This window comes from Microbacterium sp. NPDC077663 (assembly GCF_044542795.1).
In the GTDB taxonomy this organism is placed as follows: domain Bacteria; phylum Actinomycetota; class Actinomycetes; order Actinomycetales; family Microbacteriaceae; genus Microbacterium.
Map to the genome: position 1 here is coordinate 412,369 of NZ_JBITVE010000002.1, position 22,175 is coordinate 434,543.

Genomic DNA, 22,175 nt, shown 5'->3' on the forward strand with positions numbered 1-22,175 from the left:
TCACCTCACTCGCGCGCCTTGGCCATCAGATCGGCGCGGGGATTCTCCTTGGGTTCCAGCTCGTGGAAGCGTTCCAGCGCCTCGCGCGCCGGTCCGTCCAGGTGCGTCGGGACCGCGACCTGCACCTCGGCGAGCAGGTCGCCTGTGCCCTTCGTCGTCTGCACGCCCCGACCCTTGACGCGCAGCACGCGCCCCGACGGGGTCCCGGGAGCGACGCGCAGCTTGACGACGTCGCCGCCGAGCGTGGGCACCTCGATCGTCGCGCCGAGGGCCGCTTCGGTGAACGTCACGGGGACGTGGATGCGGAGGTTCAGCCCCTCGCGCGTGAAGACGGGATGCGGGCGCACGCCGACCGTGAGCACGATGTCACCGGCTTCGCCGCCGTCCGGCGACGGGCGGCCACGTCGACGCAGCTTGATCTTCTGCCCGTCCGAGACCCCCGCGGGGATCTTGACCTTGATCGGCTTGCCGTCCTCACCCTGCAGGGTGATCGTGTCGCCCTTGACGGCGGTGGTGAAGTCCAGCGTCGTGCGAGCGGTCACGTCGGCACCGCGCTGCGGGCCGCCGAAGCCGCGGAACCCGCCGCTCGACTGCCCGAACCGACCGGAGCCGAACCGGCCGCCGCCCTGCTGCCCGAACATCGCGAACAGATCGTCGAAGTCGGCCTGCTGGGCTCCCCCGCCGGTCGAGAAGCGGCTGAACACGTCCTCGAAGCCGCCGCCGCTCGCCCCGGGCTGGAAGCGCGCTCCCGAGCCCATCGCGCGCAGCTGGTCGTACTCGGCGCGCTGCTCCTTGTCGCTGAGCACCGAGTACGCCTCGCTGATCTCCTTGAACTTCGCCTCGGCCGCGGCATCCCCCGCGTTCGAGTCGGGGTGGTAGGTGCGCGCCAGCTTGCGGTACGTCTTCTTCAGGTCGGCGTCCGAGACATCCTTGGACACCCCGAGCACCTTGTAGAAGTCCTTGTCGAACCAATCCTGACTGGCCATGAGCGCGCCCCTTACTCGGCCGGAACGGCGACCACGACCTTCGCCGGACGCAGTTCGAGATCACCCAGACGGTATCCGACCTCGACCACTTCGAGGATGGTCGCCTCGGTGGTGCCGGGGGTCGGCGCCTGGAAGATCGCCTCGTGCTGCTGCGGGTCGAAGGCCTCGCCGGCTTCGCCGTAGCGCTCGACGCCCAGGCGGGCGACGACGGTGCGGATCTTGTCGGCGATCGCCGCGAGGGGCGTCCCCTCCTGGAGGTCGCCGTGCTTCTCGGCACGGTCGAGGTCGTCGAGGACCGGAAGCATCCCCTTGGCGACGGAACCCTTGGCGCGCGCGATCTCCACTTCGCGCTGGTCCTCGGTGCGGCGGCGGTAGTTGGCGTACTCGGCCTGGACGCGCTTGAGGTCGAGGACGAGGTCGTGCTCCTCGGCGGGAGCATCGGCGACCGCGGCCTCGTCGGACTGGGCGGCGCCGAGGATGTCGTCGACCGTCAGCTCTTCCGGCTGCGTGTCGGGACCCTCGGCGGCACCCTCCGGGGCCGCCTGGTCGGCAGCCCCGGAGTCCACGACCTCGTCGCCGTCGTCCGGCTTGTCGAAGTCCTTGTCCGCCATGCTTACTTCTTCTCGTCCTCGTCGTCGACGACCTCGGCGTCCACGACGTCCTCATCGGATGCCGCCTGCTCACCGGCCGGCGCGTCGGTCGGGGCCTGCGCGGCCTCAGCCTGGCTCGCGGCGTAGATCGCCTCGCCGATCTTCGTCTGCGACGAGTTGAGCTTGTCGTAGGCGTCCTTGACGGTGTCGTCGTTGTCGCCCGCGAGCGCCGTCTTGAGCGCGTCGACGTCGGCCTGGACCTCGGTCTTCACGTCCTCGGGCAGCTTGTCGGCGTTCTCGGTGAGCAGCTTCTCGATCGAGTACGAGAGCGTCTCGGCCTGGTTGCGGACCTCGGCGGCCTCGCGGCGCTTCTTGTCCTCGGCCGCGTGCTCCTCGGCCTCGCGCACCATGCGCTCGATGTCGTCCTTGGGCAGCGAGGAGCCACCCGTGATCGTCATCGACTGCTCCTTGCCGGTGCCCTTGTCCTTGGCGGACACGTGCACGATGCCGTTCGCGTCGATGTCGAAGGTGACCTCGATCTGGGGGATGCCGCGGGGCGCCGGCGCGATGCCGGTGAGCTCGAACGTGCCGAGCGGCTTGTTGTCGCGGGTGAAGTCGCGCTCGCCCTGGAAGACCTGGATGGCGACCGACGGCTGGTTGTCGTCGGCGGTCGTGAAGGTCTCGCTGCGCTTGGTCGGGATGGCCGTGTTGCGCTCGATGAGCTTGGTCATGATGCCGCCCTTGGTCTCGATGCCGAGGCTCAGCGGGGTGACGTCGATGAGCAGCACGTCCTTGCGCTCACCCTTGAGGACACCGGCCTGCAACGCGGCGCCGACGGCGACGACCTCGTCCGGGTTGACGCCCTTGTTGGGCTCCTTGCCGGCTTCCTTCTTCACGAGCTCGCTCACGGCGGGCATACGCGTCGATCCACCGACGAGCACGACGTGGTCGATGTCGGCGACCTTGATGCCGGCCTCGCGGATGACGTCCTCGAACGGCTTCTTGGTGCGGTCGAGCAGGTCCTTGGTGAGGTCCTCGAACTTGGCGCGGCTCAGCGTCTCGGACAGCGACACGGGGCCGGAGTCGGTCAGCGAGAGGTACGGCAGGTTGATCGAGGTCGACTGCGAGCTCGAGAGCTCCTTCTTCGCCTGCTCGGCAGCCTCCTTGAGGCGCTGCAGCGCGATCTTGTCGTTCGAGACGTCGACACCGCTGGTGTCCTTGAACTGCTTGATCAGGTAGTCGACGATGCGCTGATCCCAGTCGTCACCGCCGAGGCGGTTGTCACCGGCGGTCGAGCGCACCTGGATGGTCGAGAAGTCGTCGTCCTTGCCCACCTCGAGGAGCGAGACGTCGAAGGTTCCACCACCGAGGTCGAAGACGAGGATGAGCTCGTCCTCCTTGCCCTTGTCGAGGCCGTAGGCGAGGGCGGCGGCGGTGGGCTCGTTGATGATGCGGAGCACGTTGAGGCCCGCGATCTCGCCGGCCTCCTTCGTGGCCTGACGCTCGGCGTCGTTGAAGTAGGCGGGGACGGTGATGACGGCATCCGTCACCGTGTCGCCCAGGTACTGCTCGGCGTCGCGCTTGAGCTTCTGGAGGATGCGGGCCGAGATCTCCTGCGGCGTGTAGTTCTTGCCGTCGATCGCCTGGGTCTTCCAGTCGGTGCCCATGTGGCGCTTGACGGAGGTCAGGGTGCGGTCGACGTTCGTGACGGCCTGGCGCTTCGCGGTCTCGCCGACGAGCACCTCGCCGTCCTTCGTGAACGCGACGACCGAGGGGGTCGTGCGCAGACCCTCGGCGTTGGCGATGACCTTCGGCTCGCCACCTTCGAGGACGGCGACAACCGAGTTGGTCGTTCCGAGGTCGATTCCCACTGCACGTGCCATGTGTTTCTCCTTCGTGTGGCGTTTGCGTAGATCTGAAGTCTTCTCGCGACTTCGGCCACAACCTGAGCCGCGATGACTCAAGGATAATCCGGCGCCGTCGCCGTGTCAAAGTAACTTGAGTCCACTCATATCAAGTTTGCAGGGCTGACTCACCGCTTCCCGCCCGCCGTTAGCGTGGACGGATGCCGATCCGTTTCACCCCCCTCGACCCGACCGGCGCCGACCGCGACGCCCTCTTCGCGTTCATGACCTCGCAGCCCTTCCCCTTCCACGTGCGGACGCACCCCACGGCGGCGCAGATCGCGCAGGCGATCGACGATGGTGCGTACGCAGACGAGGATCATGCGTCTTTCTGGATCGACTCCGAAGAGCACGGTCGCCTGGGCTTCTTCCGCCTCGAGGACCTGAGCGAGGACGCTCCGCTGTTCGATCTGCGCCTCGATACCACCCACCGCGGTCGTGGGCTCGCTGCAGACGTCCTCCGCGCCGCGACCGACCACGTGTTCACGACCATGCCAGAGGTGAACAGGTTCGAGGGGCAGACGCGGGAGGACAACATGGCGATGCGCCGCGTGTTCGTCCGCTGCGGATGGGTGCAGGAGGCCTACTACCGCGAGGGCTGGCCTGTCGACGACGGGCGGCTGCTGGCGTCCGTCGCGTACAGCATCCTGCGCCGCGACTGGCGCGACGGCACCGTCACTCCGGTCGTGTGGGACGCCCCCTGACCGGGTGAGTCCACGTCACCGGGAAGTACCGAACGCGCGGTAGTGTGCGCCTCATGACGCGTTCCACCGGCGGGACGCCCGAGATCCCCGCCACCGCCGACAGCGGCGCACTGCCCGTGATGTTCCAGGACCTCGAGGAGCGTCCCGTCGCCCGCAAGAGCGTCGTCTCCTGGGCGATGTGGGACTGGGCGACGCAGCCGTTCAACTCGGTCATCCTGACTTTCGTCTTCGTGTCGCTATACCTCGTGTCCGACACGTTCCTGCCCGAGGACATCGCCCGGCTCGCCGCGGACGACCCGATCAAGGAGTCGGCCCTCGCCGAGCTCTCGAGCGGATACGGGCTCGTATCGACCCTCGCGGGGCTCGCGATCCTGCTGCTGGCCCCGATCCTCGGCCAGGTCGCCGACCGCAAGGGCCGCAAGAAGCGCTGGCTGCTGATCGCGACCGCCCTTCTCGCCCTCCTCCAGTTCGCCCTCTTCTTCGTCTTCGCCGAGCCCTCGTACTTCTGGCTCGGAGCGATCCTGGTCTCGCTCGGAGCGGTCGCGTCCGAGATCGCCGGCGTGAACTACAACGCGCTGCTGGTCAGCGTGTCGACGCCGCGCACGATCGGCAAGGTGTCGGGCCTCGGCTGGGGACTCGGGTACATCGGCGGCATCCTCGCGCTTGTCGCCGTCGTCGTCCTCAACGCGGCGGACTGGTTCGGGCTCGACACGTCGAACGGCCTCGCGTACCGCCTCATCGCCGTCGGCTGCGCCGCGTGGACGATCGTCTTCGCAATCCCCCTGTTCCGCAACGTCCCCGAACCTCCCGCCCCGGCCGGCACACCCCCGCTCGGGTTCGGCGCGTGGTTCCGCGAGTTCTTCCGCTCGATCAAGAACCTCTTCCGCACGCACCGCCCGACGGCGTGGTTCCTGCTCGCGAGCGCCGTCTACCGCGACGGCCTCGGCGGCGTCTTCGCCTTCGGTGGCGTTCTCGCCTCCGTCGCCTTCGGGTTCTCGCCGAACGAGGTCATCCTGTTCGGCATCGCCGCCAATCTCGTCGCCGGCATCTCGACGGTCATCGCCGGTCGCCTCGACGACCGGTACGGCGCCCGCGCGATCATCCTGGTCTCGCTCGGCGGTCTCGTCGTCACCGCCCTCGCGGTCTTCCTGCTGCACGACGCCGGCAAGCTGCCGTTCTGGATCCTCGGGCTGCTCCTGTGCGCGTTCGTCGGTCCCGCCCAGGCGTCGACCCGCTCGCTCCTCGCGCGCGTCACGCCGGAGCACATGCAGGGTGAGGTCTTCGGGCTCTACGCGACCACCGGCCGCGTCGTGAGCTTCCTGGCGCCGGCGATGTGGACCCTGTTCATCGCCGTTTTCGGGGCGACCTACTGGGGCATCCTGGGCATCGCTATCGTCCTGGCGCTCGGGCTCGTGCTCATGCTCTTCGTCAAGCTGCCGCGCCCCGCCCACCTGCGCTGACCCCCGCAACGCCGCGAGCCGACGCGTCCGGCATCCATCCGCAGCGGATGAGCGCCGTTCGCGTCGGCTCGTGAGCGGATGCCGGGGGTCAGCGCTCGGCGCGGGCGAGGTTCTCGCGCAGCTCGTCGGCGGTCTGCCGCACGCCGTAGGCGGGCTGGTCGCGCTCGACGCGCCAGCTGTCGTCGAGCCCGCCGATCGAGACGGTGTCGAAGCCGAAGTCGTCGTAGAGCTTCGTGATGAAGGTCACGCCGTCCTGCGAGTCGCTCGCGGTCGCGAGGGCACGACGGTTCGGCGACCCGGCCGGAGCGCCGGTGGTCGGGATGTCAGCGGCTCCGATGTGGTTGAAGCCCTTGACGACGGTCGACTGCGGCAGCCGCTCCTGCAGCATGCGCGAGGTCGTGGTCTTCTTCTCGTCGAGCTCGGCGATGTGCCCGTCGCGCTCCCAGTAGTAGTTGTTCGTGTCGACGACGATCTTGCCGGCGAGCTCCGCGACGGGAAGGTCGTCGATCGCCTTGAGCGGCACCGTCACCACGACCCACTCACCGAAGGCGGCGGCCTCCGCTGCCGTCATGGCCTGCGCGTTCTCGCCGAGCTCGGCGACGAGCGCTGCGAGGGTCTCCGGCCCGCGCGAGTTCGCGATCGCGACCTGATGGCCCTGCCCGACCAGCATCTGTGCGATGGCCGAGCCGATGTGTCCTGCGCCGATGATTCCTACGTGTGTCATGTCTCGAGGGAACGCCACGAGACCGTGGGCATTCCCGAACGAGGGCTGGGGGATGCCGATCACTCCCCGATGAGCACGCTCCACGCCGAGCCGACCACAGCCTCGATCCGCTGGTCGCCGTGCCGGAACGCGTGCGTTCCCTCGGCACCCGCTGAGCGGGCCCGCGCTCGCGCCGAGGTGACGACACCGTCGGCATCCCAGGCGAGGTCGACTTCGATGCCGGGGCGCGCGACGAGCCCCCGCACCGCGCCGGCGCCGAGCGCCGCCGGCAACGCCGGGAGCAGGTCGATCGTGTCGCCGTGCGACTGCAGCAGGCACTCGGCGAGCCCCGCTGTGTAGCCGAAGTTGCCGTCGATCTGGAAGGGCGGGTGCGCGGCGAGCATGTTGTCGTACAGCCCACCGGACTGGTCGCCTCGGTCGACGGACATGTCGCGGAAGACGAGCTCGAGCAGCGCGGCGACGCGCTCGGGCTGGCCCAGCCGGGCGCGGAGCGCGATCTTCCACGCGAGCGACCAGCCGGTCGACTCGTCCTCGCGCAGGTCGAGGAAGCGGGATGCCGCGGCGGCGAGCTCGTCGGTGAGCGGCTCGGTCCCGGGGTAGACGAAGACGAGCGGCGAGAGGTGGCGGTGGTGCGGGTCGACCGCCTCGCGCCCAGCCGGCCACTCGGCGATCGTCCCGTCGACGACGGGGATCTCGGGCAGCTGTGCGCGAGCATCGGTCGCCTGGGCGACGAGCGGGTCGTCCTCCTGGCCGACGAGATGTGCGGCGCGGACGAAGGAGTCCAGGTGCGCGCGCAGCAGGACGACGTCGAGGGTCGCCGACTCCGCGACGGCCGCCGAGCCGCCGCTCGCGGTGCGGAAGACGTTCTCGGGCGAGGTCGACAGCGCGGTCCCGCGCACCCCGTCGTCCGACACCGTCGTCCACGCGAGGGCGAACGCCGTCGCTCCGCGCAGCAGCCGGAACGCGCGCAGGCGTTCGGCGCGGTCGGTCACGCCGAAGGCCTCCCGCTCTGCGAGATGCAGGCCCAGCCAGAGGCCGGCCATCGGCCAGAACGCCCAGGCGGCGTCGTGCCGACCGTCGCCGACGGGCTGGGTGTAGCCCCAGGCATCCGTGTTGTGGTGCGCGACCCAGCCGGGGGCGTCGTACAGCCGGCGCGCGGTCTCGGCGCCGCTGTCGGCGAGTGCGTCCAGCAGCCCGAGCAGGGGCTCCTCGGTCTCGCTGAGGTTGGTGGTGTGCGCCGCCCAGTAGTTCATCTCGACGTTGATGTTCGTCGTGTAGTTCGAGCTCCACTCGGGGCGGACGTCCTGGTTCCAGATGCCCTGCAGCGTCGCCGGCAGGCCGCCCGGGCGCGAGGAGCAGATGAGCAGGTACCGGCCGTAGTGGAACAGCAGCGCGGCCATGCCGGGGTCGCGCGCCACGTCGACGGCGTCGCCTTCGCCGAGCGCCCGGAGCCGCTCGGCGGTGTCGAGCTCGCCCACCTCCGGCGCGGCTGCGAGCGTCAGCTCGGCGCGGTCGTAGAGGCGGGCGTGGTCGCGCAGCTGCGCGGTGCGCACCTCGTCGAGACCCTCTGCGACCGCGGCGTTCACCAGCTCGGTCGCGCGCCGGGCCGCGGCACGCTCGGTACCCTCGGGCATCCGCCCCATCCCGGTGAAGGTGGTCGCGGTGGCGAGGACGACCGTCACCCGCGTGGCGCGAAGGACCCGACCGCCGCGCACGAGGGTTCCGTCGGTGAGGATCCGCAGGTGCAGCGCACCCCGCACCGAGGGCGCCTCGTCGTCGAAGACGATCGGCTCGTCGACCTCGTCGTGCGGCGGCGTCACGTCCGACGGCACCTGGACGAGCAGCGTCGTGGCGGCGTCGTTCTCGACGCGTCCGAGTTCGCGCAGCGGTGTCTCGATCTCAACGCGCACGTCGATCGGGTCGTCGCTCTCGAGCTCGTGCACGAGCACGTGGTGGGGCGCGCTGATCCAGGTGCGGTGGTGCACGCGGTTGCCGTCGAGTCCGCCGACAGCCGTGTGCGTCGCGGTGCCCAGGTCGAGTTCGCGTCGGTACCCGGTGAGCTCGGCGGCATCCGCCCCGTCGATGCGCAGACGCAGATCGGCGAACGGCAGGAACGACTGCGCGTGGCGGTGCTGCAGACGGCGCACGAGCACGTCCGCCTCGTCCTCGCGGCCGTCGGCGACGGCGTCGCGCGCAGCGGCGAGCGCGTCGCGGGCCTCCTCGGCCGTGACGATCGGCGCCGCGAGTTCACTGGCCGGGCTGCCCGACCACACGGTCTCGTCGTTCAGGCGCAGCAGCGCGTCGGCGACGCCGCCGAAGCACATCGCCCCCAGGGCGCCGTTGCCCAGCGGGAGCGCCTCGTTCCAGGTCTCGGCGGGGCGGCGGTACCACAGCACGTGCTCGGTCATGGGGTTTCCTCTCGGCCGGTGACGGCCGGATGCCGCAGCGGGGGGATGCGGGGCCGCGACGGGCATGGGGGCCTCGCGCGCGGGACGCGCGCCTGCGAGGGCACCGTTCCGACGATAGACGGTGCCGCGGCCGGCCTTGCGCCCCCGGCATCCGTCTGCTTTTATCTCAGAGTAAGACGAAAAGGCGCGAAAGGGAATCGTGAACGGCGAGCGGACAGCGGGGAGCAGGGGCACGGCGACCAACGCCGACGTCACCCGCATCAACCGCACCGCGATCCTCGATGCCCTCGCGGCCGGCCCCCTGGGCCGCGCCGAGCTCGTCGCCGCCACCGGACTCGCCTCGGCGACCGTGCACCGCCTGTGCGCCCGCATGGTCGACGAGGGCCTGCTCGGCGTCGAACGCGACAACGGCGGTATCGGCCGCCCCACCCACCGCTACCGCCACCTGGGCGAGGCCCGCACGGTCGTCGCCGTCGACGTCACCTCCGCCGTCGCCCGCGGGGCGCTCATCGATCTGGGCGGCCAGACCCGTCGCACCGACGTCCAGTCGCTGCAGGATGCCGAGGGGCGGCTCACGGCGTCGTCGCGCCTCGAGGGGGTCGGGGTGCTCGCCGACCGCCTCATCCGTGCCGCCGCCGACCTCGGGAGTCCCGCCCAGGGGGTCGGCCTGTCCGTCCCCGGCGTCGTCGGCGCCGACGGTTCCGTGAGCGATTCGGTCGAACTCGAGTGGAACGGTCTCGCCGCCCGCGATCTGCTGCAGGCGCGCACGGGCCTGCCCGTCGTCGTCGAGAACGACGCGAACGCCGTGACGATCGGCGAGTGGACCCGCGGCGCCGGGCAGGGCACCGGCGACCTCGCAGCCCTCGTCTTCGGGATCGGCGTGGGCGCCGGCATCGTCTCGGGCGACCGCCTCGTCCGCGGCGCGGGTGCTGCGGCCGGTGAGATCGGATACCTGATCACCGACCCGCAGGCCTTCGCCGCCCCTCGCGCGACCGGCGGCGACCTCGAGACGCGTGTGCTCAGCCTCGGAGCGACCGGCGGCGCCGCCGCATCCGGCGCCGAGGCCTCGGGAGCCGAGGCCTCCACGATGGTCGTCCTCGACGACGAGAGCGCCGCCGGCGGCGAGCGCGCCGAGCGGCTGCTCGACCACATCGCGATGTCCGTCGCCGCCCTGTCGGTGATCCTCGACTGTCGTGTCGTGATCCTCGCGGGTCGCCTGCCGCGGCGCACCGACCGGCTCGTCGACGGTGTCGCCCGCCGCCTCGACGGTCGCATCCCCCGACCACCCGCCCTGGTCGTCGGGGCCCTCGGCGAAGACGCCGCCCTCGTCGGCATCGGGCAGCTCATCATCGACCACGTGAAAGGGGCGGTGTACCTTGCCTGACCTCATCGAGACCACCGGCGCGATCGTCGGCGTCGACGTCGGCGGCACGAAGACGCACCTGCGTGCGCTCGTCGCCGGCGAGACCGTCGATCGCGTCGTGCCGAGCGAGCTGTGGCGCGCCGGCGCGATCTTCGACGACACCGTCAACTTCGATCGGCTCGCGCAGCTCGTCCTCGAGACGGCCGGTACCGTCCCCGACGTGACGATCGTCGGCTCCCATGGGATCGACAGCACGCGGCAGCGTCTGCAGGCGACGGCGCTGCTGGGCGAGCGGATGCCGGGACACGTCGAGGTCGTGAACGATGCGGTCCTCCTCGCCCCGGCCATGGGGCTCGAGACCGCCGTGTGCGTCATCGCCGGAACCGGTTCGGTGATCGTCGGCTTCGACGCCGACGGTGAGCCGGTGACGGCGGACGGCTACGGCTGGCTCATCGCCGACGACGCGAGCGCGCCCGGGATCTCGCGACGTGCCGCCGTGGCGCTGCTGCGCGCCGTCGACGAGAGCGGTGCGGCCGCGATGGCCGATCCGCTCGGGGCACGATTCCTCGCCGCCTTCGAGGCGGTCGACCACGTCGACCTCGCGCTGCGCTTTCAGGCCGCCGCGAGCGAGGCGTCCTGGGGCGGTTTCGCGCCGGAGGTGTTCGCGGCCGTCGCGGACGGCTCGACGATCGCGCAGACGGTCATCGCGGCGTCGGCCACCCACCTCGCCGACGCGGTCGTCGCCGTGCGCCGGCGCGGCGCGCGCGGCTCGGACGTCGTCGCGGCCGGCGGTGTCATGACGGCGCAACCGCTGCTCGCCGAACTCCTGCGCACCGAGCTGCGGACCCGCGACGGTGCGCTCCACCTGCACGTGCTCGACGAACCCCCCGTCGTCGGCGCCCTCGCCCTCGCGGCCGCCCGCCGCGACCAGTTCTCCCCCCGAAAGGTGCTCCTGTGAGGATCCTGCTCTCCCCCGATGCCGCCGGCGCCGGCGAGATCGCCGCGACGCTCGTCGCCGCCGCGATCGCCGACCTGCCCGCCCCCGTCCTCGGCGTCGCGACCGGATCGAGCCCGCAGCCGCTGTACCGCGCTCTCACCGAACGCGTGCAGCACGGCCTCGACCTCACGCGCGCCGCGGCCTTCGCGCTCGACGAGTACGTCGGTCTGCCGCTCGACCACCCCGAGAGCTATCACGCCGTGATCGCCCGCGAGGTCACCGAGCCCCTGCGCCTCGACCCCTCGCGCGTGCACGTGCCCGACGGTTCCGCCGCGGACCCGGCCGGGGCCGCCGCCCGCTACGAGGCGGCGATCGCCGGGGCCGGCGGGGTCGACCTGCAGATCCTCGGCATCGGCGCGAACGGGCACATCGGCTTCAACGAGCCCGGCTCCGCCCCCGACTCCCGCACGCGTGTCGTCGAGCTGGCGCCCCGCACCGTCGCCGACAACAGCCGCTTCTTCGACGGCGACGCGGGCCAGGTCCCCACGCACGCCCTCACCCAGGGCATCGGCACCATCCTCGACGCCCGCGAGATCGTCCTCATCGCGTGGGGCGAGTCGAAGGCCGAGGCTGTCGCCCGCGCCGTCGAAGGACCGCAGACGGCCGACCTGCCGGCATCCTTCCTGCAGCGCCACGACCGCGTCACCCTCGTCCTCGACGCCGCGGCAGCCTCGCGGTTGAGCCCCGCGTCGCTCCCCACCGAGGCCGTGCGATGACGGCGTTCGACGTCGCGCGCATCGGCCCCGGCGAGGGCTCGCTCCCGCCCCGCACCCGCCTGCGGTCCGACGCGCCCACGCAGTCGCTCGACGGACCGTGGCGGTTCCGCCTGTCGCCCTCCCCCGCCCTCGCGCCGCAGGACGACTGGACGGCGGGCGCGACCGACGGCTGGGACGAGATCAGCGTCCCCTCGCACTGGAACATGAGCGGCTTCGGCACACCGGCGTACTCGAACGTGCAGTTCCCGTTCCCCATCGACCCGCCCTACCCGCCCGACGAGAACCCGGTCGGCGACTACGTGCGCCGCATCGACGTCGACGACGCGATCCGACGGGTGACGGATGCCGGGGGCCGCGTCGTCCTGCGCTTCGACGGCATCGAGTCCGCCGCCGACGTGTTCGTCAACGGCGCACGCCTGGGGTCGACCCGCGGCAGCCGCCTGACGCACGAGTTCGACGTCACCGACGTTCTCACCGGCGAGGGCGACGTGATCGCGGTGCGCGTGGCGCAGTTCTCGGACGGGACGTACCTCGAGAACCAGGACATGTGGTGGCTGCCCGGCATCTTCCGCAGTGTCACCCTGCTCGCCCGCCCCGCCGGCGGCATCGACGACGCGGTCCTGACCGGCGACTTCGACCACGAGACCGGGCACGGCACGATCGAGGTGACGACGCCCGCCGACGCCGTGCTCGAGGTCCCCGAGCTGGGGATCCGCACAGGCGTCGCGGCCGGCCGTGCCCCCGTGGATGCCGGCGCCGTCGAACCGTGGTCCGCCGAGACGCCGCGCCTCTACGACGCGACGCTCCGCACGGCATCCGAGACCGTCTCGGTGCGCATCGGCTTCCGCCGCGTCCGCGCCGACGGCGGCGTGCTCACCCTCAACGGCCGGCCGATCATGCTGCGCGGCGTGAACCGTCACGAGCACGACCCCGAGCGCGGACGCGTGCACACCACCGAGCTCGCCCGCCGCGACCTCGTGCTGATGAAGCAGCACAACATCAACGCCGTGCGCACGTCGCACTACCCGCCGCATCCGGAGTTCCTCGACCTGACCGACGAGCTGGGCCTCTACGTCATCGATGAATGCGACCTCGAGACCCACGAGTACGAGTACGTCTCGTGGCGCGGCAACCCGAGCGACGACCCGGCGTGGGAGGCATCCTTCGTCGACCGTATCCGCCGCACCGTCACGCGCGACCGCACCCACCCCAGCGTCATCATGTGGTCGCTCGGCAACGAGTCGGGCGCGGGCTGCAACATCCGGGCGATGGCGCGGTGGGTGCGCGAGAACGACCCGACCCGCCTCATCCACTACGAGGGCGACCGCTCGAGCCGCGACACCGACGTGTACTCGCGCATGTACGCGTCGCACGACGAGGTCCACGAGATCGGCGAGGAGGCCGACGCGATCCCGCCGGCCGACATCGGCGCCGCCGAGCTGCGCCGTCGCTCGCTGCCGTTCGTGCACTGCGAGTTCGGACACGCGATGGGCAACAGCCCCGGCGGCGTGAAGGAGTACTGGGAGCTCTACGAACGGTTCCCGCGGCTGGCGGGCGGCTTCATCTGGGAATGGGTGGAGCATGCGATCGCGATCGAGGACGAGAACGGCCGACGCGCGTTCCGCTACGGCGGCGACTTCGGCGAATCGGTCCACGACCACAACTTCGTGATCGACGGCCTGATCAGCGCCGACCGGGAACCGCGCCCCGGGCTCGTGGACTACGCCGCGATCATCGCCCCCGTCGTGATCGAGGTGGATGCCGACCGTCGCCGCATCCGACTGCAGAACCGCTACGACCACGTCGACACCGACCGCCTCGTCTTCACGTGGCGACGCGAGGTCGACGGAGCGGTCGTGGCGCAGGGCGAGCTGGCGGTCCCGGCCGTGGGGCCGCGTCAGCGCGGCGAGGTCGACCTGCCCGTCGAGGCCCGCGCGGTGTCCACCTCGCGCGTCGCCGATGTGGTGAGCGTCGACGCCGTCCTGCGCGAGGCGACCGACTGGGCCGCCGCCGGCCACGTCGTCGCGACGGGACAGCACGTCGCGGCCGGCTCGCCCGAGGTAGGGGCTGCGACCGCACCCGACCCCGACGGCTTCGACCGACGCGGGCGTCCGCTGCGGCTCGGCTCCCTCGATGTCGTCGAAGGCCCCGGCATCGGCATCTGGCGGGCGCCGACCGACAACGACCTCTTTCCCGGGTGGGACGAGCCGACCCTGCCGCCCATGGCGGAGCGGTGGGCACTGGCCCGGATCGACCGGATGCAGACCCGTGTCCGCAGCGTCGAGTCGGATGCCGCGGCCCTGGTCGCCGACACCCGTGTCGGCGCGCCCTCGTTCGACAGCGGCGTCGACGCGCTGTGGCGCTGGTCGAGCGTGCCCGAGGGACTGCTCCTCGAGATCGACCTGCGCAGCATCGGGTCGTGGGACAACTCGTGGATCGAGAAGGCGCCGTTCTCGTGGACCGTCGACTGGGCGCGACTGGGCATCGACGTCACCCTCGCGGGCGCGCCGCTCGGCATGGAGTTCGCGGGCCTCGGTCCGGGGCCCAGCTACCCCGACACCGACTCGGGCGTGCACTTCGGCTGGTTCACGGCCGGTGGCGACGAGCTCGTCACCCCGCACGTGAGGCCGCAGGAGAGCGGATCGCGACGCGGGGTGCGCACCGCCGTCATCCGCACGACCGACGGCGCCGTGCGGGTGAGCGTCGTCGGCGGTGAAGCGCTCGATGCGGGGGTCGCCCTCACCGTCTCACCCTGGGATCGGACGATGCTCAGCACGACATCGCACGCGTCGCTGCTGCCCGAACCGACCGCGACCCACGTCTCGATCGACATCGCGCAGTCGGGCGTCGGGACCGCGACCTGCGGACCCGGCGTCCTGCCGCGCTACCGCCTGCCGGCGCGCGACGCGTCCTTCGCGCTGCTGTTCGAGACCGTCTGACTCCGGAGGCGGGGCTCAGTCGCCCCGCTTCCGGATCCACGGGATGCGGATGCCGCGCTCGTTCTCGGACTCGACCTCGAGTCCGTAGTGCTCGCCGATGTGCTCGAGCAGTTGCGCGCGCTCGGCCTTGTCGTAGATACGCCTCTCCCGCTGGAACGCCACGACGGTCGCCCAGCAGATGAGCAGCATGACGACGCTGAACGGCAGCGCGATGATGATCGCCGCAGTCTGCAGGGCGGTGAGACCACCAGCGATGAGCAGGGAGATGGCCAGCAGCGCGGTGATGAGCGTGAACAGGGTGCGCACCGGCTTGCTCGGTTCGGGGTCGCCCCCGGTCGCGATCATGCCCATGACGAGGGCACCCGAGTCCGCCGAGGTGACGAAGAAGAGCGCGATGAGGATGAGGGCGCCGATCGTCAGCAGCAGCGGCGCGGGCAGGTTATCGAAGAGCTGGAAGAGCGCGCCCTCGACATTCACGGAACCGTCGGACTGGGTCATCGTGCCGGGTCGGTCGAGCTCGAGCTTGATCGCCGACCCACCGAGCACGGCGAACCACAGCACCCCGACGAGAGTCGGGACGATGAGCACACCCATCACGAACTCCCGAACGGTGCGGCCCCGACTCACTCGGGCGATGAAGATCCCGACGAACGGCGCCCAGGAGATCCACCATCCCCAGTAGAAGGACGTCCACGTGGCCTGCCACGCCTGCCCTTCCACACCCTGGAACGCACTCACGCTGAAGCTCAGACCGATGAAGTCCTGCAGGTAGGAGCCGATCGACTGGACCCACTCGCGCAGAAGATAGAACGTGTCGTTGGTGAAGAGGACGAACAGGAGCAGGAGCCCGGCGAGGATCAGGTTGAGCGACGACAGCCACTTCATCCCCTTGGTCACGCCCGACAGGACCGAGAAGAGCACGGCCGTCGTGATGACGGCGATGATGATCACCTGCACGAGGAGGCTGGGGTTCGCGATGATCCCGGCGCTGTCGAGGCCCGAACTGATCTGCAGCACGCCGAGGCCGAGGCTCGTGGCGACACCGAAGAGCGTGCCGACGAGGGCGATCGCGTCGATCGCGTTGCCCCATCCGCCGCGCACGCGTCGGCCGAGGATGGGCTCGAGCGCCCAGCGGATCGACAAGGGGCGTCCCCGGCGGTGGATGGCGTAGGCCAGGGCGATGCCGACCACGACGTAGACGGCCCAGGCCTGCACGCCCCAGTGCAGGTAGGTCTGCGTCAGCGCGGACTGCGCGAGTTGTGCGGGCGTTCCCTCGACACCCGGCTTCGGGTCGACGAAATGGCTGAGCGGCTCGCTCACCCCGTAGAAGACGAGTCCGATGCCCATCCCCGCCGCGAACAGCAGCGAGAACCACGCGCCTGTGGAGAACTCGGGCTTGTCGTCGTCCTTGCCCAAGCGAATGTCGCCGAAGCGGCTGAACCCGAGGAAGAGGCAGAAGGCGACGAAGAACGCCGTGATGAGAACGTAGTACCAGCTGAACGTGTCGATGATGGCGCCCTGGATCGTCCCGAAGAACGCCTCGGCCTGCGTGGGGAACGCGATGGCGAACGCACTGAAGACGACCGCGACGATCGCCGCGGGGGCGATCACCCAGACGCTCGGCTTCGCCCGCACTCCCGGCGTGGTCGCGGCGGTCTCTGACACAGGGGCGCTGTCGGACATCCCGCCAGGCTACTGAGGCCGCGGCATCCGCTCACCTTCTTGCGTCGGCGGCGGTCCCCGGGTTAGGGGTCAGTCCCTCGGCCAGGACGCCGCGAGCTTGCCGAGCAGACGGACGAGCTCGGCACGCTCGTCATCGGTGAAGTCGGCGAGCGCGCGGGTGAGGCGCTCGCGCCGCTCGCCGCGGAAGTCTCCCGCGCGGCGGCGCCCCTCTGACGTGAGTGCGATGCGGGTGCGTCGAGCGTCATCGGGGTCCGCCTCGCGGGCGGCCAGTCCCATGTCGACCGCCTGCTGCACCAGTCGCGAGGCGCGCGGCTGGTCGACGCCGATCGCGTCGGCGATCTCGCTCACCGACAGCGGGTGCTCGGCGTGGACGAGGGCGTCCAGCAGGCGGATGCGGGCAGGTGCGCCCGCCATCCGCATCCCCGGGCCGAATCCCGGTCCGCCGCGCATCCAGGGCGGAGGGCCCTCGTGCGGACCTCTGCCGTGGGGACCGCCGTGCGGTCGGTGCGGGCCGCCGCGGGGGCGCATCTGCGCGAACGCCGCGAGGAGCGCGTCGAGGTCGGCGGTCGGGTCGGTCACCCTCCGACGATACCGCGCGGTGACGCATACATGTCACTTGACATATGTCGGTAATGCATGTCACACTGCATGTACTTGCACAGTGACATGCAATGGTCATCGCGGAGAGCCCGCCGGTGACACGACGTCCCGGAAGGACACCCCATGAACACCCCATACGACAACCACACCCTGCCCCTCGGATACCGCCTCAAGCTCGTCCATCGTCTGCTCGCCCGCGAGGTGCGCCGACAGCTGGACGAAGCCGGGCCCGAGGCATCCGCTCGTCGCGACGAGATCGTCGCCGGCGTGCAGGACCGGATCACCGCCGCCGTCCCCCAGGACGACCTCGACGCGATGGTCCGCTCGCTCGATGCGATCGCCCGCGAACTGGGCTGGGATGAGTCCCAGCCGATGCCGTCCCGTCCCGTCCGGGAGCACCGCGGCCCGCGCGGGCCGTTCGGCCGCCGCTTCGGCCGCGGCTTCGGCCCCGGTTTCGGCGGTCGGTTCCCGCACCCCGGCTTCGCCCATGGTGAGCCCGGGCGGTTCGGACACCACGAGCGGCACGGCCACCACGGCCACGGCTGCGGCGACCGTGCCGGATTCGCGCAGCATCCCGCCGTCGCCGAGGCGTACGAGCGCGGCTTCAGCCGCGGCTACGCGCAGGCGCAGCAGGACTGAGTGCGGTCAGTTCCCCTTCGCACCGGCGTCGGTGGTCCCGACGTCGGTGCGGTGGAAGTTCTGGAACGAGCGGGATGCCGTCGGCCCCCGCTGCCCCTGATACCGGTTCTTGTAGGGCCCGGTGCCGTAGGGGTTCTCGGCGGGCGAGCTCAGCCGGAAGAAGCAGAACTGGCCGATCTTCATCCCTGGCCAGAGCTTGATCGGCAGGGTCGCGACGTTCGCGAGCTCGAGCGTCACGTGCCCTGAGAAGCCCGGGTCGATGAACCCGGCCGTGGAGTGCGTGATGAGCCCGAGGCGACCGAGCGAGCTCTTGCCCTCGAGACGCGCGGCGACGTCGTCGGGCAGCGTGATCTGCTCGAACGTCGCGCCGAGCGCGAACTCACCCGGGTGCAGGATGAACGGCTCGTCGGGGGCGACCTCGATGAGCCGGGTTAGCTCGGGCTGATCCTCGGTGGGGTCGATGAACGGGTACTTGTGGTTGTCGAACAACCGGAAGTACCGGTCGAGCCGCACGTCGACGCTCGAGGGCTGGACCATCGCCGGGTCCCACGGGTCGAGGCCGATGCGGCCGCCGTCGATCTCGAGTCGGATGTCGCGGTCGCTGAGCAGCACGCGGCCAGCCTACTGGCCGCCCCCTCCGCTTTTCGCACGACGGATGCACGATAGGCGGGGCTGCAGTCGCCGAGGCCGCCGCCGCGGGGCGACACCAGCCCCACCGGTCGTGCATTCGTCACCGCATCGGCCCCGCTCACCGCGCGACGCGCACCACCCCCACGCCCCGCGGTGCCACGACGACACCGGATGCCGCGGCTTCCCCGACGAGCACGTCGCCGATGACGGGCGACTCGACCGCCTCGTCCGTCCGGTTCGAGAGGAAGACGTACCGCGCGTCGGCATCGCCGCGCTCGATGACATCGAGCCGCCCGTCGACCGACCGCGGATCGGCGACGAGCGCATCGAGACCGAGACCCGCGAGCACACCGCGGACACCGTCGCGACCGATGTCGGCCGAGACGTACGTCGCCGACCCGCCCGTGGGCAGGCGGCGACGCGTCACGGCTGGAGCGCCCGCGAGGTCGCCGTCGGCGTAGGTGTCGAGCACCTCGACGTCGTCGCCGACGTGGACGATCCGCTCGGTCCACGCCGTCGCGGCGGCGCCCGAGGCGAGGGCGACGCCCTCGCCGGGCAGCAGCGGCACGAACTCCTCGACGATCACGCCGATCAGGTCGCGCAGCGCGCCGGGGTACCCGCCGAGCCAGACGCGGTCGTTTCCGTCGACGATGCCCGAGAAGTAGGTCGTGACGAGGTGGCCACCGGCATCCGTGTAGGTCGTCAGCCGGGCGCGCAAGTCGTCCGGCATCACGTGCAGCATGGGCGCGATGAGCACCTCGTAGCCGTCGAACGCTGCGCCCACCGGGATGACGTCGGCGCGGACGCCGAGATCGAGCAGCGCCCGGTACCAGGCGATCGTCTCGGCGTCGTAGGCGAGCGCTTCGGTCGGGTGGGCGTCGCGTCCGCTGACCCACCACGACTCGTAGTCGAAGACAATCGCGACGCGCGCCTTCTCGCGCCGTGACCCGTGCACCGGCGACAGGTCGCGCAGCGCCCCGCCGAGCGCGACCACGTCACGGAACACGCGGCTGTCCTCGCCCGCGTGGGGCACCATGCCCGAGTGGTACCGCTCACCGCCGGCCCGCGACTGCCGCCACTGGAAGTAGCAGACGGCATCGGCACCGTGCCCGACGTGGGTGAGCGCGTCGCGGACGAGCTCGCCCGAGCGCTTCGGCGGATTGACCTCGCGCCAGTTCACGGCGCTGGTCGCGTGCTCCATGAGGAACCACGGCCGACCGCCGGCGATGTTGCTGGTGAGGTTCGCCCAGAACGACAGGTCGTCGCGGCCGAGCTCGCCGGGTCGCAGGTAGTGGTCGTTCGAGACGAAGTCGACGTCGGGCGTCCACGACGGGTAGTCGATGTCGCGGACGTTCTGCGCGACCATGAAGTTCGTCGTCCGCGGGATGCCGGGGGTCACCTCGGCGAGCACGGCCGCCTCGGCGCGCAGGTGGTCGCGGACGGCGTCCGACGAGAAGCGTTCGAAGTCGAGTTGCTGCCCGGGGTTGCGGATTGTGGGCGCCGAGCGCGGCGGCAGGATCTCGTCCCACTCCTCGTAGTGCTGCGACCAGAAGGCCGTCCCCCAGGCGTCGTTGAGCGCCTCGATCGTGCCGTAGCGCGCTTCGAGCCAGACGCGGAACGCCCGCGCGGCGTCGTCGGAGTAGTCGTAGAGGTTGTGGCATCCGAGCTCGTTGGAGATGTGCCACGCGACGACGGCGGGGTGATCGCCGTAGCGCTCGGCGAGCGCTCGCACGAGGCGCAGGGCGTACTCGCGGAAGATCGGGGAGGTCGGCCGCCAGTGCTGCCGGGCGCCGGGCCACAGGATCGTGCCGTCGACGGTCTGCGGCAGGATCTCGGGATGCCGCCGGGCCATCCACGAGGGAGGCGAAGCGGTCGCGGTCGCGAGGTCGACATCGATGCCGTTCGCGTGCAGCAGGTCGATGATCTCGTCGAGCCAGGCGAAGTCGTACTGGCCGGGGCGGGGCTCGAGCAGGCCCCACGAGAAGATCCCGAGCGAGACGATGTTGACCCCCGCCTCGCGCATGAGCCGCACGTCGTCGTCCCACACCTCGCGCGGCCACTGCTCGGGGTTGTAGTCCGCGCCGTAGCGCATGGTCCCCGGTTGCTGCGAGCCGTCCTTCACCCAGCGGTAGTTCTGCACGCGACCACGCTAGTGCCAAAAACGTGCATATGCACGGTTTCGATCGATCTACACTGCCCTCATGACCGATGCGCCCTCTCGGGGCCCCTACGCCAAGTCCGCCGCGCGGCGCAGCGAGATCATCGCGAGCGCGACGGCCGTCTTCGGCACGCACGGCTACCGGGGCGGGTCGCTCCGTCAGATCGCGAAGCAGCTCGACCTGAGCCTCACGACGGTCATGCACCACTTCCCCACCAAGGTGTCACTGCTGGCCGCGGTCCTGTCGCAGGAGGATGCCGCCGACACCGACTTCTCGGCGCGCTCCGCGCGCGACGGCTTCCTCCCGACCGTGCTGGCGATCGTCGAACGCAACCTCGGCCGTCGCGAGCTCGTCCGCATGTTCACGGTCGTCCAGGCCGAGGCCACGCACGCCGACCACGAGGCGCACGCGTGGCTGCGACAGCGCTACGCGTCGGTCATCCCGGAGTACGCCGCCGCGATCGAGCACGACCGGTCGCTCGGCAGACTGACGACGACGACGGATGCCACGATGCTCGCCGACCTGGTGATCGGGACATGGGAGGGAATCCAGGTGCGCTGGCTCGCCGACGGCACCGATCCCGTCGCGGCGATGCGCGTCGCGCTCGACGCGCTGCTCCTACCCGCGCCGGTCAGCGCCGCGGATCGATGATCGTCATCCCCGCGGGCGATGCCGTGTCCATGGCGGGCAGCAGCTCCGCCGCCTCGGCGAGCGACACCGTGCGTTCGACGAGGTCCTGCGGGCGCAGCGCGCCTCGCGTGATCAGCTGCAGCATCCCGGGGTAGTCCTCAGCGGCCATCCCGTGGCTGCCGAGCAGGTCGAGCTCCCACGCGATCGCGCGTGCCATGGGCACCGCGGAGAGACCGGATGCCGAGGGCAGCAGCCCGACCTGAACGTGCCTCCCACGGCGGCGCAGGCTGTGGACGGCATCCGCGCAGGTCTGCTCGCTGCCGACCGCGTCGACCGAGACGTGCGCGCCGCCCCCGGTGAGGCTGTGGACCTCGGCGGGGATGTCCGATCCGTCGGCGAGGAGGGCGTGCTCGGCGCCCAGTGACCGTGCGACCTCGAGCGCCGACGCCGACCGGTCGACGGCGATGACGCGGGCTCCGAGTGCGGTCGCGATCATGACGGCGCTGAGGCCGACGCCGCCGGCACCGACGATGACGACCCACTCTCCCGCGCGCAGCCGGGCACGGGCGGTGAGGGCGCGGTAGGCGGTGGCGAAGCGGCATCCGAGCGCTGCGGCTGCGGCGAGCGAGATCTGCTCCGGCACGGCGACGAGGTTGCGGTCGGCGGCGTGGATCGCGACGCGTTCGGCGAACGACCCCCAGTGGGTGAAGCCCGGCTGCTCCTGGTTCGGGCACACCTGCGCGTCGCCGGCGAGGCACCACTCGCACCGGCCGCATCCGCACACGAAGGGCACGGTCACGCGGTCGCCGACGTGCCACCGCTCGACGCCGCGTCCGACGGAGGCGACCACACCCGCGAACTCGTGGCCGGGCACATGCGGCAGGGCGATGTCGTCGTGCCCGACCCACGCGTGCCAGTCGCTGCGGCACAGACCCGTGGCGTGCACCTCGATGACCACGCCGCCGTCGGGGGCGACCGGATCCGGCACCTCGGCGACCGTGAGGGGGCCGGCGATCCGGTCCATGATCATCGCGCGCATTGTG

At 71.1% G+C, this 22,175-nt stretch carries 18 protein-coding genes; 8 read left to right on the top strand and 10 right to left on the bottom strand.

The window, feature by feature from the left end:
• Positions 1 to 5: 5 nt before the first annotated feature.
• Genes ACIGEP_RS09465 through dnaK form a run of 3 tightly spaced genes read right to left on the bottom strand, consistent with a single transcriptional unit; the run spans position 6 to position 3,459 of the window.
• Positions 6 to 986, bottom strand: a complete 981-nt coding sequence (locus ACIGEP_RS09465) for a DnaJ C-terminal domain-containing protein (RefSeq protein ID WP_396661369.1) — start codon at positions 984 to 986, stop codon at positions 6 to 8.
• 11 nt (positions 987 to 997) lie between these two features.
• Positions 998 to 1,597 carry a nucleotide exchange factor GrpE gene (locus ACIGEP_RS09470; RefSeq protein WP_396661370.1) on the bottom strand — a complete coding sequence of 200 codons (600 nt, stop codon included), beginning with the start codon at positions 1,595 to 1,597 and terminating at the stop codon, positions 998 to 1,000.
• Between the two features lie 2 nt (positions 1,598 to 1,599).
• Positions 1,600 to 3,459, bottom strand: coding sequence for a molecular chaperone DnaK (gene dnaK / locus ACIGEP_RS09475; RefSeq protein WP_396661371.1), 1,860 nt, complete (start codon positions 3,457 to 3,459; stop codon positions 1,600 to 1,602).
• Between the two features lie 182 nt (positions 3,460 to 3,641).
• On the opposite strand from dnaK, the gene ACIGEP_RS09480 reads away from it, so the two are divergent.
• Both ACIGEP_RS09480 and ACIGEP_RS09485 read left to right on the top strand, forming a co-directional pair.
• Positions 3,642 to 4,184, top strand: a complete 543-nt coding sequence (locus tag ACIGEP_RS09480) for a GNAT family N-acetyltransferase (RefSeq protein ID WP_396661372.1) — start codon at positions 3,642 to 3,644, stop codon at positions 4,182 to 4,184.
• A 53-nt stretch (positions 4,185 to 4,237) separates the two neighbouring features.
• Entirely contained in the window at positions 4,238 to 5,644 is a 1,407-nt protein-coding gene (locus ACIGEP_RS09485; RefSeq protein ID WP_396661373.1) for an MFS transporter, read from the top strand.
• An 88-nt stretch (positions 5,645 to 5,732) separates the two neighbouring features.
• Here the strand turns inward: ACIGEP_RS09485 and ACIGEP_RS09490 are convergent, their stop codons facing one another.
• Both ACIGEP_RS09490 and ACIGEP_RS09495 read right to left on the bottom strand, forming a co-directional pair.
• Positions 5,733 to 6,368 carry an NADPH-dependent F420 reductase gene (locus tag ACIGEP_RS09490; RefSeq protein ID WP_396661374.1) on the bottom strand — a complete coding sequence of 212 codons (636 nt, stop codon included), beginning with the start codon at positions 6,366 to 6,368 and terminating at the stop codon, positions 5,733 to 5,735.
• A gap of 59 nt (positions 6,369 to 6,427) precedes the next feature.
• Entirely contained in the window at positions 6,428 to 8,776 is a 2,349-nt protein-coding gene (locus tag ACIGEP_RS09495; protein ID WP_396661375.1) for a glycosyl hydrolase family 95 catalytic domain-containing protein, read from the bottom strand.
• Positions 8,777 to 8,975: 199 nt separating this feature from the next.
• On the opposite strand from ACIGEP_RS09495, the gene ACIGEP_RS09500 reads away from it, so the two are divergent.
• The 4 genes from ACIGEP_RS09500 to ACIGEP_RS09515 are packed head-to-tail and all read left to right on the top strand — an operon-like array spanning position 8,976 to position 14,791.
• Positions 8,976 to 10,160, top strand: coding sequence for an ROK family protein (locus ACIGEP_RS09500; protein ID WP_396661376.1), 1,185 nt, complete (start codon positions 8,976 to 8,978; stop codon positions 10,158 to 10,160).
• Positions 10,153 to 11,097: a BadF/BadG/BcrA/BcrD ATPase family protein gene (locus ACIGEP_RS09505; RefSeq protein WP_396661377.1), complete on the top strand. Its 945-nt coding sequence runs from the start codon at positions 10,153 to 10,155 to the stop codon at positions 11,095 to 11,097. The genes ACIGEP_RS09500 and ACIGEP_RS09505 overlap by 8 nt, the downstream gene beginning before the upstream one ends.
• Positions 11,094 to 11,852: a glucosamine-6-phosphate deaminase gene (locus ACIGEP_RS09510; protein WP_396661378.1), complete on the top strand. Its 759-nt coding sequence runs from the start codon at positions 11,094 to 11,096 to the stop codon at positions 11,850 to 11,852. The genes ACIGEP_RS09505 and ACIGEP_RS09510 overlap by 4 nt, the downstream gene beginning before the upstream one ends.
• Positions 11,849 to 14,791 carry a glycoside hydrolase family 2 TIM barrel-domain containing protein gene (locus ACIGEP_RS09515; RefSeq protein ID WP_396661379.1) on the top strand — a complete coding sequence of 981 codons (2,943 nt, stop codon included), beginning with the start codon at positions 11,849 to 11,851 and terminating at the stop codon, positions 14,789 to 14,791. The genes ACIGEP_RS09510 and ACIGEP_RS09515 overlap by 4 nt, the downstream gene beginning before the upstream one ends.
• A 15-nt stretch (positions 14,792 to 14,806) precedes the next feature.
• On the opposite strand, the gene ACIGEP_RS09520 is transcribed toward ACIGEP_RS09515, so the two are convergent.
• Both ACIGEP_RS09520 and ACIGEP_RS09525 read right to left on the bottom strand, forming a co-directional pair.
• The gene (locus ACIGEP_RS09520) at positions 14,807 to 16,474 is read right to left on the bottom strand and encodes a BCCT family transporter (protein ID WP_396661380.1); all 1,668 of its coding nucleotides are present in this window, start codon (positions 16,472 to 16,474) and stop codon (positions 14,807 to 14,809) included.
• 69 nt (positions 16,475 to 16,543) lie between these two features.
• A complete protein-coding gene (locus ACIGEP_RS09525) occupies positions 16,544 to 17,053 on the bottom strand; it encodes a MarR family winged helix-turn-helix transcriptional regulator (RefSeq protein ID WP_396661381.1) in 510 nt (169 codons plus the stop codon).
• 144 nt (positions 17,054 to 17,197) lie between these two features.
• On the opposite strand from ACIGEP_RS09525, the gene ACIGEP_RS09530 reads away from it, so the two are divergent.
• A complete protein-coding gene (locus ACIGEP_RS09530; protein WP_396661382.1) occupies positions 17,198 to 17,713 on the top strand; it encodes a hypothetical protein in 516 nt (171 codons plus the stop codon).
• 6 nt (positions 17,714 to 17,719) lie between these two features.
• On the opposite strand, the gene dcd is transcribed toward ACIGEP_RS09530, so the two are convergent.
• Together dcd and ACIGEP_RS09540 are read right to left on the bottom strand one after the other, a co-directional pair.
• Positions 17,720 to 18,325, bottom strand: a complete 606-nt coding sequence (dcd, locus tag ACIGEP_RS09535) for a dCTP deaminase (RefSeq protein WP_396661383.1) — start codon at positions 18,323 to 18,325, stop codon at positions 17,720 to 17,722.
• Positions 18,326 to 18,461: 136 nt separating this feature from the next.
• Positions 18,462 to 20,483 carry a beta-galactosidase gene (locus tag ACIGEP_RS09540; protein ID WP_396661384.1) on the bottom strand — a complete coding sequence of 674 codons (2,022 nt, stop codon included), beginning with the start codon at positions 20,481 to 20,483 and terminating at the stop codon, positions 18,462 to 18,464.
• 61 nt (positions 20,484 to 20,544) lie between these two features.
• Here ACIGEP_RS09540 and ACIGEP_RS09545 point away from each other — a divergent pair, with 61 nt between their 5' ends.
• On the top strand, positions 20,545 to 21,153 hold the full coding sequence (locus ACIGEP_RS09545; RefSeq protein WP_396661385.1) for a TetR/AcrR family transcriptional regulator: 609 nt from the start codon (positions 20,545 to 20,547) through the stop codon (positions 21,151 to 21,153).
• Here ACIGEP_RS09545 and ACIGEP_RS09550 read toward each other — a convergent pair.
• Positions 21,134 to 22,171 (bottom strand): zinc-dependent alcohol dehydrogenase family protein, encoded by a 1,038-nt coding sequence (locus ACIGEP_RS09550; protein WP_396661386.1) that lies wholly within the window; start codon positions 22,169 to 22,171, stop codon positions 21,134 to 21,136. The two genes, ACIGEP_RS09545 and ACIGEP_RS09550, sit on opposite strands and share 20 nt — an antisense overlap.
• Between the last annotated feature and the right edge of the window lie 4 nt (positions 22,172 to 22,175).